The sequence below is a fragment of the Nonomuraea sp. B10E15 genome, assembly GCF_039871615.1.
GTDB lineage: Bacteria > Actinomycetota > Actinomycetes > Streptosporangiales > Streptosporangiaceae > Nonomuraea.
In genome coordinates this window covers 46,287-61,409 of sequence record NZ_JBDPMB010000003.1, presented here as the reverse complement: position 1 = coordinate 61,409, position 15,123 = coordinate 46,287, and the positions used below count along the sequence as shown (strand labels likewise).

The following is a 15,123-nucleotide window of genomic DNA, read 5'->3' as shown; positions in this document are numbered from 1 at the left end:
CGACGCGGTCACGGGCACCTGAGCGAGTCGCACTAGGACGTCAGGACGTTGACGTGCTGGACCACGGTCTCCACGTCAATGAGCGGGGAGCCGTTGCCGAGCAGTTCCAGCGGGATCGGGGACGCGCCGGCCACCAGCGCGGCGGCGGCGACGGCGGTCAGGACACCGAACTTCAACGGAACTCCTTGTCACTGCTCTTCGCCCGCGCGCACGGCGCTGCCGGACGACGGGTCATGGACCGGGACGGCGGCGGACAGGGCCAGGCCGCCCGCGGCGAGCACGGCGGGCGTGATCCGCCGGGAGATGGACAACATCGAACCTCCTGGGTAGGGGTGTCGAACGACCCATGACACTACCCAGGGTAATGGAATGATTACTCTGAGTTAAAGATTTTCCTGCGGGAAGTGATCGGCGGATCGGCGGTCCTGGAGGGAAGCGGGCCTCGTGGACGTGCTTCAGGCCGCCGGTGCGTCGATGCGCGGCAAACCCGTCATCGACGTGACCAACGCTGCCGCCCCTGACCGCTATGACCCCACGCGACCGATCGCACGCCTGATCAGCGACCTCACTGGAGGCCACGTCGTGAAAGCGTTCAACCTGTGCCACGTGGACGTGTGGCGGATGACGCCGCCGGTGTTCGGCGCGAGGCCACTGGCCGTGCCGCTGTGCGGCGACGACCCGGCCGCCATGGACTCCGCCCGCGCGCTGGTCGCCGACCTCGGCTGCGAGCCGCTGAACGGAGGAGGGCTCGACCGGGCGACGCAACTGGAGGCGACCGCCGCGTTCGTGATCGGACTGTGGTTCGGGGGCGCCGACGCCCAGGCCATCCTGCCGCCGCTGGACTCGTCGGGCGCACACGGACAGGGCTGACGTACGACGAGAGGCGTAGCGGGGATGACGACGGTCGGCGGATGCCGCGCGCACCGCCAGGGAGAATCCTGGAGGCCTTCCTACGAGGCCTAAGGAGAAGTCCAGTGGTAACCGAGGTCGCCAAGGGCAGCGGGTACATGACCGCGTTCAAGGTCGTCGCCATCCTCAACACGGCATCCGTGCTCGCTCAGGCCGTGACGGCCGGGCAGCTGATGAGCGGCGCCGGCGCCGCCCTGCACGGTCAGGGGTCGTTAGCCGTGCACGTGCTGGGGCTGGTGCAGCTCATCGTGGCCGTGCTGATGTGGCGTCCGGGCCGCGCGGCCGGCTGGCCCGCGCTGGTCAGCCTGGCGATCCTGCTGCTCGGGTTCGTCCAGTCGATGCTGGGCGGCTCCGGGGCGGTGACGGCGCACGTGCCGCTCGGGGTGGGGCTCTTCGGGCTCAGCGTGTGGCTCGTGGTCTGGTCCTGGCGCCGCTGAGCCTGCGGCGGGCGCGGGTCAGGAGGGGTGGCGGGCCAGGTGGTCGGCGTGGCGGACGGGCTCGGGGAGGCGGAAGCGGGCGGCGAGCCGGAGGACCTCGTCGGTGGCCGTGTCCAGGGAGATGCGATGGCCCTGGGAGACGTACACCGGTCTGACCCCTCGTCGCGTGCGCAGCGCCCGCCCGACCGTGGCGCCCTCGTACACGATCGGCGTCCACGCCCCGCGCTCCGGCCCGGGAGGCTCGTGCGTGCCGATGAACGGCGTCTTGCCCACCCCCAGCGCCGGCAAACCGGTGAGCACCCCCAGGTGGCAGGCCAGCCCGAACCCGCGCGGATGGGCCAGCCCGTACCCGTCGCAGACCAGCAGGTCAGGGGTCACGGTGAGCTGTTCGAGGGCGTCGATCAACGCGGGCAGCTCGCGGAAGGCGAACAGTCCCGGCACGTACGGGAACGACGCCCGCGCCTCGGCGACCACCTGCTCCACCGGCGTGAGCGTGCTCCCGTCGAGGACGACCACGGCCGCCGTCACCGCGTCGTCGCCGTGGTAGTGCACGTCCAGGCCCGCCACCAGCGCGAACCCGGTGGGTCCTGTCAGCTCGACGTGCCCGCGCAGCCGGTCCTGGATGGACTCCGCCTCCGCGACGCTGGAGGGCCATGGATGAAGTCGTCGTACCCGCACCCCGATCAAGGTACGCGGTCGCGGCCGGAGATCGTTGCGTAGGGTCGGTCGTCATGAACGAAGTTCCGGTGGACGTACCGGTGATCGTCGGTCCGGGGGTCGTCGCCGACCCGGCGCTGCTGGCGCGGGTCGCCGGCCGCGAATTCGCCGCCCTGGGCGTGCGAGGCACCCTCGTCCACGCCCGCGACGCCTCTCACCTGCTGTCGCTCGTGCGGGACGGGGCGGTCGTGATCCCCGGGCCCGAGGCCGAGGTGCGCGCCCTCATCGGACGGCCGCTCGGAGCCGTGGTCTGGGTGGACACGCACCGGGCCGACGGCGTCGAGCCGGGGGAGGGCGCCTCCCACCTGCACGGGCGCGGGCTCAGCGGCCTGAGATGGGGCATCCGGCACGCCCTCCACCGGGTACGCCACAGTCCCCTGAGGATCCCTTACGGACCGTCCCGCGATCAATGGGGTGATCTGTACGTGCCGGAGGGCGTTCCCAGGCCGCCGGTCGTGGCGCTGGTCCACGGCGGATACTGGCGCTCGATCTGGGCCGCGGACCTCATGGAGGCACTCTGCGCCGACCTGGCGGGGCGCGGGTTAGCGGTGTGGAACCTCGAATACCGCCGTCCCGACACGCACGGCTGGCACGCCACCACCGCCGACGTCGCCACCGGCCTGGCCACCCTCCACGCCCTTCGTCCCCGCACCCCGCTGGACCTCGATCGGATCGCGGTAGGAGGACACTCGGCCGGCGCCCAGCTGGCGTTGCGGGCGGTGGCCGACGGGGCGCGGGCCGCGCTGGCGGTGTCGCTCGCGGGCGTGCTCGACCTGGTCGAGGCCGAGCGGCGGTGGCTCGGTTCCGGCGCCGTCGCCGCCGCCATGGGCGGTCGCGAGGAACGGTCGTCCGGGGGAGCAGACGTCCACGGGGCCGGGTCGCCACTGCTCAGAGTGCCGATCGGCGTGCCGCAGCTCGTCGTCCAGGGCGCCGCCGACGACCTGGACCTGATCGACTTCGGCCGCCGCTACGCCGAGGCCGCCGGACGGGCCGGCGACGACGTGTCGTACCTGGAACAGCCCGGCGACCACTTCGACGTCATCACCCCCACCACCTCGATCTGGCGGGCAGCGGCGGAGGCCATCACCGCGGTGCTCACCTGAGCGTGGCAAGAAGCCCGCCACCCGCCCGAAGGGGACGAACCGGTCACCGCCTAGCATGTCCAGGTGATCGTCGGAGAGGTGCTCGGACTGCTCGGCGTCGGTGTGGTGGCCGGCGTGGTGAGCACGGTCGTGAGCCTCGCGTCGGTCGTCTCCTACCCGGCGCTGCTGGCGTTCGGCCTGCCCCCGCTGACCGCGAACGTCACCAACACCGTCGCCCTGGTCTTCACCGGCATCGGCGCCGCGGCGGGCTCGCGGCCCGAACTGGCCGGTGAGGGCGGCCGGATGCTCCGCCTCGGCCCGGTGGCCGCGATCGGCGGCGCGACGGGCGCGTTCCTGCTGCTGGTGACCCCTGCCGAGACGTTCGAGCTGATCGCGCCGTGGCTGATCGCGATGGCCTCGCTGCTGCTGGCCCGCCCGCCGTCCGGCCGGGCGGACGGCGAGCACGGGCTGGCGGCGCGGGTGGGGCTGTTCGCCGTGACGATCTACGTCGGCTATTTCGGCGCGGCCGGAGGCCTGATGGTGTTCGCCGTGCTGGCCGCCACGTTCGCCCAGCCCGCGGCCAAGCTCAACGCGATGAAGAACGTGCTGTCCGGGCTGGCGAACGCGGTGGCGGCGCTCGGGTTCGCGCTGTTCGGCCCGGTGGACTGGGGTGCGGCGGCGCCGCTGGCGGCCGGGTTCCTCCTCGGCGGATGGACCGGCCCCAAGATCGCCCGCAGGATGCCGGGCTCGGGGCTGCGGTACCTGGCGGCGGCCTGCGGGCTGGCCGTGGCGATCAAGCTGGGCTGGGATTCGTACGTGACCTGACCGGGACGCCCGCCCGTTCCTTCGCGAGCGCGGCGAACCTGCCGGTGACCCGGCGCCAGACGGGCGTGGACACCGGCTCGTCCGCCACCGCCCGCTCGTAGACCTCTCCGGGGTCGAACCCCTCGGCCCGCCACTCACGGATGCGCGCGGGCGTCACCTCCGGGTGGAACTGCACGCCCCACGCCCGCTCGCCCACCCGGAACGCCTGGTACGGGCACGCCGCCGTCTCGGCCAGGTGCACGGCCCCCTCGGGCAGCCCGGTGACGGCGTCCTTGTGGTGCTCGACGGCGGGAACCACCGGGGGCAGGTCGTGGAAGAGCGGGTCGGTGGCGGCCTCGGGCCGGATCGTGACCGGGACGCTGCCGTTCTCGGGCGCTCCGGTGTCGCCGGTCACCACGCCTCCCGCCACCTCGGCGATGAGCTGGCCGCCCAGGCAGATCCCGAAGAACGGCACGCCGTCCGCCAGCGCCTGGGCCGCCAGCCGCCGGGTGCCGGCCAGCCACGGCGCCCTGTCGTCCTCGCTGGGCAGGTAGCCCCCGCCCAGCACGATCATGGCGTCGTGCTCCAGGCGGCCGGGCAGGGGAACGCCGTCGTGGGCGTGCACGACGTCCAGCTTCAGTCCGGCGTCCTCAAGCCATCCGCCCACGCGGCCGATGCCGCCGCTGCGGCTGTTCTGGACGATCAGGACATCACCCATCGTGGGCCTCCGCTGGGGTTCGCGAACATGGCGTGGAAGCACGGCGTGGAAGCACGGCGTGGAAGCACGGCGTGGAAGGGACCGGGGTCACGGCAGGTTAGCGGCCCTGGCGGTGTGGCGGAGCAGGAGGGCGGTCGTCACCGGCCCCACGCCGCCGGGCACCGGGGTGAGCGCGCCGGCCACGGCGGCGACCTCGTCGGAGGCGACGTCGCCGGTCAGCCCGCCGTCCTCGGTGGGGTTGGTGCCGACGTCGATCACCACCGCGCCGGGGGCGACGTGCGCGGCGCCGATCAACCCGGCCCGGCCTGCCGCGGCGACCAGCACCTCGGCCGTGGAGGTGACGGAGGCCAGGTCGCGGGTGCGCGAGTGGCAGACGGTGACGGTGGCGTTCCGGTCGAGCAGCAGGTGCGCCAGCGGCTTGCCCACCACGGTGGAACGGCCCACCACCACGGCGTGCCGCCCCTCCAGTTCCACCTCGTGGTGGTCGAGCAGCGCCATCACGGCGGCCGCCGTGGCGGGCGGGAACGCGGGCAGTCCCGCCGCCAGCCGGCCGAGCGAGAGCGGGTTGGCGCCGTCGACGTCCTTGCGCGGGTCGATCGCGCCGGCCAGCTCCTGCGCCGAAGCGCCCTCCGGCAGGGGTGTCTGCATCATCACGGCGTGCACGCCGGCGTCCGTGCTGAGCCGGGTCAGCGTCTCGCCGATCTGGTCGGGGGTCGCGCCGGGGCCCAGGTCGACCAGGTCGCAGGCGATGCCCACGCCGACCGCCGCCTTGGCGATCGAGCGGACGTACCACAGGCTCGCCTCGTCGGCCGTGGCCACCACCACGGCCAGGCGCGGCTGCGGGCCGGCGGCCGCCTCGGCCTGCGTCCGGGCGCGGATGGCGGCGGCCAGGTCCTTGCCCGGCAGCGCCTTCACGGGTTGATCTCCTCGCGTACGGAGGCGGTCACGGCGCCGGCTCTGGCGATGGTCGCGTCGACGCCGGACAGGCGGCCGGTCAGCTCATGGCGTGCCCGCTCGTCCTCGATGCCGCCCAGGTTGACCTCGACGTTCACCCTGGCGGTGGAGAGCGCGGCGCGCGCGGCGTCCGCGGCGGCGGCCACGTCGGTGACGAGGTTGCGGTTGGCGACGGGCAGCAGCACCTCGCACAACTCGACGACGCGCGTGGCCGTCTCGGCCACGCGGGCGGGCGGCTCGGCGGCGGCGGCCAGCGCCCTGGCGATGGCCGCGCTGCGCTCCTCTCCCTTGGGCAGGCGGTAGGCGTCGGTGACCGCGGTGAAGGCAGCGGCGTCCTCCTCGGCCAGCTTCAGCGCCTGCCCCCGCAGGGCGTCGGTCTCGGCGATCACGCCGGCGACGGTGCCGGCGTGATCGGCGTACTTCTCGCCGGTGGTGTAGCGGGCCACCATGCCGAGCAGCGCGGCGGCCTGGGCCGCGTGCAGGGCCGCGGTCGCGCCGCCGCCGGGTGCGGGCACCCTGTCGGCCAGCTCGGCCAGGAAGTCGACGATCCTAGAGTCGCGCATGGCGGCATTCTGCCAGGCCGTGCCCGGCTCATTCGCGGAACATCGGCCGCGTGGTGTCGCCGGGGCCGCTCTGCGGCGGGTAGGCGGGGCCGCTCTGCGGCGGGTACGGGTCGTGGGCGGGGCCGTACGCGTGACCGTAATCGAGGCCGTGCTCGAGGTGGTGGTCGGGAGGCGGTGGCCGGTGGGCGGCCCGCCACCTCGACGGGAACATGGAGACCACCAGCGTCGTGATGCCGAGGAAGAGCAGCAGGCAGGAGTAGGCCAGGGTCTGGTAGCCGATCCCGACGGTGTCGGGCAGCCACTGGCTCGGCAGGAGCCGCTGGCGGGTGAACATCTCCAGGAGGGGCAGGACACCCAGCGCGGTGAACATGAGGCCCCCGAGCAGCGACGCCACCGGCGACAGGCGGGAGCCGACCAGGAAGGCGAGCGCGATCGCGGACACGGCGATGACGGCCAGCCCGAGCCAGGAGAGCTCGTACGCGACCCTCAGACGCGTCGCGAAATCGCCGACTCCGAACGACAGTCCGACGGCGATCAGCGGAGGCAGGAGCAGCCCGGCGACCACTCCGAGAGCATGACGGGCACCGTTTGACATGTTAAAACCCCGTTTGTTCGGCTCTGTCCCAAGCTACCGTGCGGCATCCGTCCGCGTGAGGGGCCCCTCGGCTTCTCCCGTGGACGTTCCTGCGAAATCGCTGTGAAGCCCGCCGGCGGCCGTTGCCCGCCTGGGCGTGCGCGGGCATCGTGGGCCGCATGAGATCCGCGATCCTGAAGACCGCACTCAGCGCCCTGGCCGTCCTCCTCGTGGGCGGTGTCCCCGCGCAGGCCACGGGCAAGCCCGGCACGTTCGACCTGCCCGACGGGTTCCAGCCCGAGGGCATCGCGATCGGGCCGGGACCGTACGCCTACTTCGGCTCCCGCGCGACCGGTGACATCTACCGGGCCGACCTGCGCACCGGGAAGGGGTCCGTCGTCAGCAAGGGGCCGGGCACGCCGTCGCTCGGTCTCGAGACGGACGGGCGGCGGCTGTTCGTGGCCGGAGGGACGGGCGGCGACGCCCGGGTGGTCGACCTGCGCACGGGCAAAGTGATCAGGTCGTACACGCTGGCCACCGGCGAGTCGTTCGTCAACGACGTCATCCTCACCCGCGGCGCCGCCTACTTCACCGACTCCACCAACCCGGTGCTCTACAAGCTGGAGCTCGGGCGCGGCGGCGCGCTCCCCGCCAAGGCCGTCAAGATCCCGCTCAAGGGCGACATCGAGTACGGCACCGGCATCAACGCGAACGGCATCGCCCCCAGCCCCGACCGCAGGTCACTGCTGATCGTCCAGTCGAACACCGGCAAGCTGTTCGAGGCCGACCCGTCCTCCGGCGCCACCACGGAGGTTGACCTGGGCGGCGAGGCGCTCGCCAACGGCGACGGCCTGCTCCTGTCAGGCCGCACCCTGTACGCCGTGCTCAACCGGCTCAACACGGTCGCCGCCGTCGAACTGGCGCGCGACGCCTCGTCCGGCAAGATCGTCAAGCGGCTGACCGACCCCCGCTTCGACGTGCCCACGACGGTCGCCGCCCACGGCCACCGGCTCTACCTGCCCAACGCCCGCTTCACCACGACGCCGACGCCGGAGACGCCGTACACGGTGGTCGCCGTCAAGCGCTGAGAAGGACCTCGGGGGCGCGGCCGGTCCGCGCTCCCGAGGTGGTCAGCGGACCTGGCCGTTCGCCGGGCGCAGGGCCGCGAGCTGCTGCTCGAACGGGACGACCTCCTCGGCGTCGTCCCGCCGGGGCGCGCGGCTCTCCATGAGCCCGGCCAGCTCGCCCGCCGCGCGGGCGACGCGCTCGCCGAGGCCGTCGGTGAAGGCGTCGCCACCGCCGCCCCAGTCCTCCGACGCCGCGTAGACGGCCGTCGGGACGACGATCGCGCGCAGGTAGGCGAACAGCGGCCGCAGCGCGTGCTCCAGCGCCAGCGAGTGGCGGGCGGTGCCGCCGGTGGCGGCGATGAGCACGGGCTTGCCCTCCAGCGCGGAGTTGTCGATCACGTCGAAGAAGCTCTTGAACAGGCCGCTGTACGAGCCGCTGAAGATCGGCGTGACCGCGATGAGCCCGTCGGCCTCCGTCACTTCCTCGATCGCCCCCCTGAGCCGGGCGTTGGGGAAGCCGGCCACGAACGCGCCGGCGACGTCCACGGCCAGCTCGCGCAGCTCGATCACGCGTACGTCCACCGGCTCCGCCCGCTCCTCCAGCTGCCGGAGCGCCGCCTCGGCGAGGCGGTCGGCGAGCAGGCGGGTGGAGGAGGGCTGCGTCAGTCCGGCCGTGACGATGGCGAGCTTCATGTACGTCGGTCCTTCCAGAAGTCCTTCGGGGAATCGGGGTCAGGCGGTGACGGGCGCGCCGGAGTCCTTCGCCGCGAGCAGGGAGGCGTGGGTCGGGGCGCCGGGCACCTCGGCGGGGCGGCCCTTGGCGAACTCCTCGCGCAGCACCGGCACGACCTCCTCGCCGAGGAGGTCGATCTGCTCCAGCACCGTCTTCAGCGGCAGACCCGCGTGGTCCATGAGGAACAGCTGCCGCTGGTAGTCGCCGAAGTGCTCCCTGAACTCCAGCGTCCTGTCGATGACCTGCTGCGGGCTGCCCACCGTGAGCGGCGTCTCCGCGGTGAACTCCTCCAGCGACGGCCCGTGGCCGTACACGGGCGCGTTGTCGAAGTACGGGCGGAACTCCCGCACCGCGTCCTGCGAGTTCCTGCGCATGAACACCTGGCCGCCCAGCCCGACGATGGCCTGCTCGGGCGTGCCGTGGCCGTAGTGGGCGTAGCGCTGCCGGTAGAGGTTGATCAGGCGGATGAAGTGCTCCTTCGGCCAGAAGATGTTGTTGGCGAAGAAGCCGTCGCCGTAGTAGGCGGCCTGCTCGGCGATCTCGGGGGTGCGGATCGAGCCGTGCCACACGAACGGCGGCACCCCGTCGAGCGGGCGCGGCGTCGAGGTGAAGCCCTGCAGCGGGGTGCGGAAGCGGCCCTCCCAGTCGACGACGTCCTCGCGCCACAGCCGGTGCAGCAGCGCGTAGTTCTCGATGGCCAGCGGGATGCCCTGCCGGATGTCCTGGCCGAACCACGGGTAGACCGGGCCGGTGTTGCCCCGGCCCATCATGAGGTCCACCCGGCCGTCGGCCAGGTGCTGCAGCATGGCGTAGTCCTCGGCGATCTTCACCGGGTCGTTGGTGGTGATCAGCGTCGTGGCCGTGGACAGGATCAGCCGTTCCGTCCTGGCGGCGATGTAGCCGAGCATGGTGGTCGGCGAGGACGGCACGAAGGGCGGGTTGTGGTGCTCACCCGTCGCGAACACGTCGAGGCCGGCCTCCTCGGCCTTGAGCGCGATCGTCACCATCGCCTTGATGCGCTCGCGCTCGGTCGGCGTCCGGCCCGTGGTGGGGTCGGTGGTCACGTCGCCCACGCTGAAGATCCCGAACTGCACTTTAGTCCCGTCCATGACTGTTGAACATTTGACGATAAGGGTAGCGCCGAAGCCCGTCCCGATATTCCATCATCCGCCATCGGCCGCGGACGAGCCGTGGGCACGGGAGGCCGGGTCAGAGCGCGTTGATGTCGGCGGGCCCGAGCACCCGCCGGGGCGCGCCGCGCTCGGCGACCGTGATCATCGCCCGGCCGATCTGCCCGGGCGTGGTCGCCGTCGCGGGGAGGACCCTCCGCAGGACGGGATAGAGCGGCCGGACGACGATGTACGCCAGCCGGTGGAGCCCGGTCCTCGCCGTGCCGCCGCCTTCCTGCCGGACCGGGCCCGGCCGGAACACGTAGGACCGCAACGGCAGCGCGAGCAGCGCCTCCTCGGTCGCGCGGTCGACCCTGGCCCCCGACACGTACACGAAGGCCGAACCGGGGTTGAGCCGCGCGAGCGTCTCGCCCGCGGCGCGCGGGCGTCCCGGGCCGCCCGGGCAGAAGAAGCACGCGTCGTGGCCGCGGAGCCCGGCCTCGACCGGCGCCAGGTCGAGCAGGTCGGCGCGCACGATCTCGCGCAGCCTGTCATGGACGACCCCCGTCGGGGCGGGGCCGACCGCGAGCACCGCGGTCACCCGGTCGTCGAGCAGGCACTGGCGGAGCACCCCGCGCCCGACCGTCCCGGCCGCCCCGAACAGGATCACCTTCACGCCTGGCTCGCCCCCCGCTCCGGCCTCGACCCCGGTGGCTCCCTAGTTTCTCATCGGGTCCGGGCGGATCTCGGTGAAGAGCCTGAGCCTGGCCTGCCGCAGCCGGTGCCGGGCTTCGGGCGGCCAGCGCAGCGCCAGTGACGGCAGCCGCGTTTCCAGCACGATCTTCAGGTACGGGCGGCCGGAGCGCCCTCCGGGCACCTCCGCGCACACGCCCGACACGCGCCCGAAGGCCTGCCGCCGCCCCAGCCGCAGGGTGCCCTGCCCGCTGACCTCCTGCGGCAGCCGGCCCGCACCGAGTTCCACCGCCTCCCACACCAGCTCTTCGCGGTCGAGCAGCGGCAGCGGGAATCTCAGCGCGAAGCCGGCCAGCGAACCGGCCGGCCGCAGGTAGATCGAGCCGTGGAACGACGGGAGCGTGCGCAGGAGTCGCGGGCCCGTCGAGATCAGCCCTTCGCTGGCGCCGACGTCGATCCGCAGGGATTCCGGGTCGGCGTAGGAGGCGTCCGGAGTGGGCGGCAAGGGGAATCACCTCGTACAGGAAGGTCGGCTGAGAACGGGTCTATCCATAAGACGCACTACGCCGCGCATATGTGACAAAGGGCCCGTTACGGGGCGAAGGCGCGCCCGAGGATCACCGTTCCTGGTCGGTGACCCAGATGGCGATCTGGGTGCGGGAGGTGAACCCGAGCTTGGTCAGGATGTGCTCGACGTGCCCCTCGGCGGTGCGCTGCGCGATCACCAGGGTGGCGGCGATCTCCTTGTTGCTCATGCCCTGGGCCACGAGGCGGGCGATCTCCATCTCGCGACGCGTCAGCGGCTGCGCCGACGCGGCCCTGTGTGGTTGGGACGCGCCGGGCCGGGACGCACCGGCGCGGGGCGCGCCTTCCCGGGGCGGATGTTCTTCCAGGACGTACGCGAGCGCCTCGTCGTAGGAGAGCCGGGATCCCCGCCTGACGGCCTCCTCGAAGTCCGCCTCGTCGAGCGCCTCGCGGGTGCGCGCCTCGGAGTCGTCGTAGTGGCGCAGGACGTAGACGTATTCGAGCGGCATGACGTCGATCATCCGGCGGACGGTCCTGAGCGTGCCCAGCAGCACGGCCGCCCGCTCGTGCCGCCCCTCGGTGGCGGCGATCCACGCCAGCACCTCCATGTTGAACCTGACGCCCAGCAGGTCGTCGATGGTCCGCTGGAACCGCAGGCTCTCCTTCGCGTACGCCGCCGCCCGCCGGGTGTCGCCGTGCCGGCAGGTCTCCACGCCGAGCGCCAAGTGCGCGTAGGACCTGACCCAGCGTTCGCCGTGGGTGTCGCAGAGGACGACGCACTGCTCGCCCGCGGAGAGGGCGCCTGCCGAGTCGCCCCGCAAGGAGCGGGCCAGGCAGGTCCAGACGAGGGAGAGCGCTAGCCCCATGAGGTCGCCCACCGCCCGGTGCAGGGCCCCGGCCCTTTCGTAGCAGGTGACGGCTGACCCGGGGTCGCCCCGGTACATCTTGATCATTCCGGAGCAGAGCGTCGCGTACGCCTGCGCCGACTCGTCGCCGAGCCTCGCGCCGATCGCCCCGGCCTCGCGCAACATCGTCTCGGCGGAGTCGACGTCGGCCTGGATGATGGACAGCCACGCGCGGGACCACAGGGCCCTGGCGTACACCTCGTCCTGTTCGCCGGCCGCGGCCAGCCCTCGGTCCAGCCAGTCGCAACCCTCGCCCAGGTAGGCTCCGGCCGCCCACTGGTGGAACAGGTCGGCGGCCATGGCCAGGCCGGCCGGGGCCTCCTGGGGGTCGGCGAAGCAGTACTCGAGAGCCCGGCGCAGGTTGGCGTGGTGGGCTCGCAGCCTGGCGGACCAGGTCACCAGCGAGGGCCCGAAGACGTTGGCGCGGTATCCGGCCGCGAGGCCGCGGAAGTAGTCGCGGTGCCGCCGACGCAGCGCCGCCTCCTGGCCCAGGGCGACGAGCCGCTCGCGGCCGTACTGCCTGATCGTCTCCAGCAGCCGGTAGCGGACGGCCGGCGCCGCGGGGGAGCGGTCGTCGCGGACCAGCACCGACTTGTCGATCAGCCCCGTCACGAGATCGATGACCTCGTCGCGGTCGATGCCGTCGCCGGAGCACACCGCCTCGGCCGCCTCCAGGTCGAGACCGCCGGCGAACACGGAGGCGCGGGCCCACAGCAGCTGTTCCTTCTCGGTGCACAGGCCGTGGCTCCAGTCGATCAGCGCCCGCAGCGTCTGCTGCCGCGGCAGCACCGCCCGCCTTCCCGCGGTGAGCAGCTGGAACCGGTTGTCCAGGCGGGCCATCAGCTGCTCGATGGAGAGCGACCGCAGGCGCGCGGCCGCCAGCTCGATCCCGAGCGGGATGCCGTCCAGGTGGCGGCAGATCCGCTCGATGACCTCACGGTTGGACTCGGTGACGGCGAAGCCGGGCAGCACGGCCGTGGCGCGGTCGGCGAACAGCCGCACCGCGTCCGGGTGGGTGGTGAAGGAGCCCCCGCGCGGCCCCGGGAGGTCCGGCTCGGGCAGCGACAACGTCGGCACGGCCAGCACCTGCTCTCCCTCGATGCCCAGCGCCTGCCGGCTGGTGGCGAGGATCCGCAGGCCGGCGACGGAGCGAACCATCGTCTGGGCGATCAGGGCGCATTCGTCCAGGAGGTGCTCGCAGTTGTCGAGGACCACGAGAATCTGATGGTCCTGCAGCCGGTCGATGAGCGTGTCCATCGGCGGGCGCGAGGACTGGTCCCGGATCTCCAGGGCGCTGATCAGCGCCCTGGGCAGGAGCGCCGGGCTCTCCAGCCCGGCCAGCTCGACCAGGAAGACACCGTCGCGGAAGGCCGGCCGGACCTCCGCGGCGACCCGCAGGGCCAGCCGGGACTTGCCGACGCCCCCGACGCCCGTCAGCGTCACCACCCTGGCCGCGCCGAGGACTCGCCGGACCTCGGCCACTTCGTGCCGGCGCCCCACGAAACTCGTCACCTCGACCGGCAGCCGTGACACCGGGCGCCGCTTGTTGAGGGTCGTCACCACAGTCACCATTGCCTCGAAACGGGTTGCGCCAGCGGATCAGGCTGCCCCATAAGGACCAGACATAACCACGTTATGTGCCGGCCGATTCAGAGGCTGTGTCCGGCACGGTGAGATGGCCGTTGCCGCCCGCCGGCTCGTCCAGGGGCGCGGCGCTCCCTCCCCCAGCCGGGGGAGGCGGCGCGGCGGCGCCTTTCCTAGCGTGGTGCGGCGTGATGAGAGCTCTCCGGACCGGGCCACCGCGTCCGTGACGCACCCGATGCGGCTCACCCACGACACCACACGTGACACGTTCAGGGGGTCTTCCATGAGATCGAGCACGTACAGGACGCGCCGTGCGTGGCGCCTCGTCCCCGTGGCCGCGCTGGCCCTGGCACTCGTTCCGGCGGCGCAGAGCGGCGCCGCGACGGGCACGCGCGCTGATCTGCAGCGCTCACTTGACGCCATCGTCGAGGCGGGGGCGGTCGGCGCGCAGGCGGAGGTGGTCGACGCGCGGGGGCGGTGGCGCGGCGTCAGCGGCACCGCCGAGCTGGGCGGGCGGCAGCCCGTGCCCGCGCGCGGCCGCTTCCGCATCGGCAGCACCACCAAGACGTTCACCGCCACCGTCCTGCTCCAGCTCGTGGCGGAGCGGCGCGTCGGCCTGGACGACCCGATCGAACGGCACCTGCCCCGCCTGGTGCCCGGCGGCCGCGACATCACCGTCCGCCAGCTGCTCAACCACACCTCCGGGCTGCGCGAATACCTGGAGGACACCGAGGCGCTGCCCATGAAGGGCGAGCGATTTCTCACCAAGGTGCGCTTCGCCACGTACACGCCGGAGCGCCTCGTACGCATGGCCACCGGCCGCCCGCCGTATTTCCCGCCCGGGACCGGCTGGCACTACTCCAACACCAACTATGTCCTGGCCGGCCTCATCATCGAGAAGGTCACCGGGCACACCTACGCGGAGGAGGTCGAGCGGCGCGTCCTCCGGCCGCTGCGGCTCAGGCACACGTCCGTCCCCGGCACGCGGACGGCGATCCCCGGACCCCACGCCCATGGCTACCTCAAGGTCGCCGAACCCGGCGGGGGCGTACGATCCGCCGACGTCACGCGCCTCAACCCGTCCTGGGCCGGAGCCGCCGGTGAGATCATCTCGACCACCGGTGACCTCAACCGCTTCTTCGCCGCCCTGCTCGGTGGAGAGCTGCTCCCGCCTCAGCAACTGGCGGCCATGAAGACCACCGTCGCGACCGGGAGCCCCGACGGCGGCAGGGACGGTCTGGGCCTGATGCGGCTGACCCTGCGGTGCGGGATGACGGTGTGGGGCAAGGACGGCGGCATCCAGGGCTTCTCCACCCAGTCGCTGCACTCCGAGGACGGGCGGAGGCATGTGTCCCTGTCGGTCACGCACCGCGACTTCTTCGGTGTGGACTACCAGCGGGTGATCGCCGCCCTGCAGCAGGCCGCGACCGCCGCCCTCTGCGGACGGCAGGCGTGAGAACGTCCTGGCGGCGGCACGCCCTGCCCAGGCGAGGCCTCGGTAACGCGCGGACGGCGCAACGCCGCCCCATGATGTCTGGTGGACGATACTGGGATTGAACCAGTGACCTCTTCCGTGTCAGGGAAGCGCTCTCCCGCTGAGCTAATCGTCCTTGCGTGGCGAGGAGACGCAGGCCACCGCCCCACCTCTCGGGCACGCCACCGAGCCACAAGCTCCGAGCGGAAGACGGGATTCGAACCCGCGACCCTCACCTTGGCAAGGTGATGCTCTACCACTGAGCCACTTCCGCG

The 15,123-nt window shown here is 72.7% G+C and carries 18 protein-coding genes and 2 tRNA genes; 6 read left to right on the top strand and 14 right to left on the bottom strand.

What is annotated here, in order from left to right; all coding sequences use genetic code 11:
• Nucleotides 1–32: 32 nt before the first annotated feature.
• On the bottom strand, nucleotides 33–176 hold the full coding sequence (locus ABGB14_RS13140; protein ID WP_347643896.1) for a hypothetical protein: 144 nt from the start codon (nucleotides 174–176) through the stop codon (nucleotides 33–35).
• A gap of 12 nt (nucleotides 177–188) precedes the next feature.
• On the bottom strand, nucleotides 189–314 hold the full coding sequence (locus tag ABGB14_RS13135) for a hypothetical protein (RefSeq protein WP_347643895.1): 126 nt from the start codon (nucleotides 312–314) through the stop codon (nucleotides 189–191).
• Nucleotides 315–444: 130 nt separating this feature from the next.
• Between ABGB14_RS13135 and ABGB14_RS13130 the strand changes: the two genes are divergently transcribed.
• On the top strand, nucleotides 445–870 hold the full coding sequence (locus ABGB14_RS13130) for a hypothetical protein (protein ID WP_347643894.1): 426 nt from the start codon (nucleotides 445–447) through the stop codon (nucleotides 868–870).
• Between the two features lie 104 nt (nucleotides 871–974).
• Nucleotides 975–1,346, top strand: coding sequence for a hypothetical protein (locus tag ABGB14_RS13125; RefSeq protein WP_347643893.1), 372 nt, complete (start codon nucleotides 975–977; stop codon nucleotides 1,344–1,346).
• Between the two features lie 18 nt (nucleotides 1,347–1,364).
• On the opposite strand, the gene ABGB14_RS13120 is transcribed toward ABGB14_RS13125, so the two are convergent.
• Nucleotides 1,365–2,024, bottom strand: a complete 660-nt coding sequence (locus tag ABGB14_RS13120; RefSeq protein WP_347643892.1) for an endonuclease V — start codon at nucleotides 2,022–2,024, stop codon at nucleotides 1,365–1,367.
• Between the two features lie 53 nt (nucleotides 2,025–2,077).
• Here ABGB14_RS13120 and ABGB14_RS13115 point away from each other — a divergent pair, with 53 nt between their 5' ends.
• Nucleotides 2,078–3,166 carry an alpha/beta hydrolase gene (locus ABGB14_RS13115; RefSeq protein ID WP_347643891.1) on the top strand — a complete coding sequence of 363 codons (1,089 nt, stop codon included), beginning with the start codon at nucleotides 2,078–2,080 and terminating at the stop codon, nucleotides 3,164–3,166.
• Between the two features lie 63 nt (nucleotides 3,167–3,229).
• Nucleotides 3,230–3,970 (top strand): sulfite exporter TauE/SafE family protein, encoded by a 741-nt coding sequence (locus ABGB14_RS13110; protein ID WP_347643890.1) that lies wholly within the window; start codon nucleotides 3,230–3,232, stop codon nucleotides 3,968–3,970.
• Here the strand turns inward: ABGB14_RS13110 and ABGB14_RS13105 are convergent.
• The 4 genes from ABGB14_RS13105 to ABGB14_RS13090 form a co-directional block, all read right to left on the bottom strand.
• Nucleotides 3,939–4,667: a type 1 glutamine amidotransferase gene (locus tag ABGB14_RS13105; RefSeq protein ID WP_347643889.1), complete on the bottom strand. Its 729-nt coding sequence runs from the start codon at nucleotides 4,665–4,667 to the stop codon at nucleotides 3,939–3,941. The genes ABGB14_RS13110 and ABGB14_RS13105 overlap by 32 nt on opposite strands.
• A gap of 87 nt (nucleotides 4,668–4,754) precedes the next feature.
• Nucleotides 4,755–5,582 (bottom strand): bifunctional 5,10-methylenetetrahydrofolate dehydrogenase/5,10-methenyltetrahydrofolate cyclohydrolase, encoded by an 828-nt coding sequence (locus tag ABGB14_RS13100; protein ID WP_347643888.1) that lies wholly within the window; start codon nucleotides 5,580–5,582, stop codon nucleotides 4,755–4,757.
• A complete protein-coding gene (locus ABGB14_RS13095) occupies nucleotides 5,579–6,184 on the bottom strand; it encodes a cyclodeaminase/cyclohydrolase family protein (RefSeq protein ID WP_347643887.1) in 606 nt (201 codons plus the stop codon). Before ABGB14_RS13095 ends, ABGB14_RS13100 begins: the two co-directional genes overlap by 4 nt.
• 28 nt (nucleotides 6,185–6,212) lie before the next feature.
• A complete protein-coding gene (locus ABGB14_RS13090) occupies nucleotides 6,213–6,779 on the bottom strand; it encodes a hypothetical protein (protein WP_347643886.1) in 567 nt (188 codons plus the stop codon).
• Nucleotides 6,780–6,937: 158 nt separating this feature from the next.
• On the opposite strand from ABGB14_RS13090, the gene ABGB14_RS13085 reads away from it, so the two are divergent.
• A complete protein-coding gene (locus ABGB14_RS13085) occupies nucleotides 6,938–7,846 on the top strand; it encodes a superoxide dismutase (RefSeq protein WP_347643885.1) in 909 nt (302 codons plus the stop codon).
• Nucleotides 7,847–7,888: 42 nt separating this feature from the next.
• Here the strand turns inward: ABGB14_RS13085 and ABGB14_RS13080 are convergent, their stop codons facing one another.
• From ABGB14_RS13080 to ABGB14_RS13060, 5 genes are all read right to left on the bottom strand, one after another.
• Nucleotides 7,889–8,518, bottom strand: a complete 630-nt coding sequence (locus tag ABGB14_RS13080; RefSeq protein ID WP_347643884.1) for an FMN reductase — start codon at nucleotides 8,516–8,518, stop codon at nucleotides 7,889–7,891.
• Nucleotides 8,519–8,557: 39 nt separating this feature from the next.
• On the bottom strand, nucleotides 8,558–9,652 hold the full coding sequence (locus tag ABGB14_RS13075; protein WP_347644345.1) for an LLM class flavin-dependent oxidoreductase: 1,095 nt from the start codon (nucleotides 9,650–9,652) through the stop codon (nucleotides 8,558–8,560).
• 115 nt (nucleotides 9,653–9,767) lie between these two features.
• Nucleotides 9,768–10,343, bottom strand: a complete 576-nt coding sequence (locus tag ABGB14_RS13070; protein WP_347643883.1) for an epimerase — start codon at nucleotides 10,341–10,343, stop codon at nucleotides 9,768–9,770.
• Nucleotides 10,344–10,385: 42 nt separating this feature from the next.
• Nucleotides 10,386–10,865 carry a hypothetical protein gene (locus ABGB14_RS13065; RefSeq protein WP_347643882.1) on the bottom strand — a complete coding sequence of 160 codons (480 nt, stop codon included), beginning with the start codon at nucleotides 10,863–10,865 and terminating at the stop codon, nucleotides 10,386–10,388.
• A 112-nt stretch (nucleotides 10,866–10,977) separates the two neighbouring features.
• The gene (locus ABGB14_RS13060; protein ID WP_347643881.1) at nucleotides 10,978–13,350 is read right to left on the bottom strand and encodes a LuxR C-terminal-related transcriptional regulator; all 2,373 of its coding nucleotides are present in this window, start codon (nucleotides 13,348–13,350) and stop codon (nucleotides 10,978–10,980) included.
• Between the two features lie 307 nt (nucleotides 13,351–13,657).
• Here ABGB14_RS13060 and ABGB14_RS13055 point away from each other — a divergent pair, with 307 nt between their 5' ends.
• Nucleotides 13,658–14,830 (top strand): serine hydrolase domain-containing protein, encoded by a 1,173-nt coding sequence (locus tag ABGB14_RS13055; RefSeq protein ID WP_347643880.1) that lies wholly within the window; start codon nucleotides 13,658–13,660, stop codon nucleotides 14,828–14,830.
• A 79-nt stretch (nucleotides 14,831–14,909) separates the two neighbouring features.
• Here the strand turns inward: ABGB14_RS13055 and ABGB14_RS13050 are convergent.
• Both ABGB14_RS13050 and ABGB14_RS13045 read right to left on the bottom strand, forming a co-directional pair.
• Nucleotides 14,910–14,984: transfer RNA gene (locus ABGB14_RS13050), tRNA-Val, on the bottom strand.
• A 66-nt stretch (nucleotides 14,985–15,050) separates the two neighbouring features.
• Nucleotides 15,051–15,122: transfer RNA gene (locus ABGB14_RS13045), tRNA-Gly, on the bottom strand.
• Nucleotide 15,123: the final 1 nt, after the last annotated feature.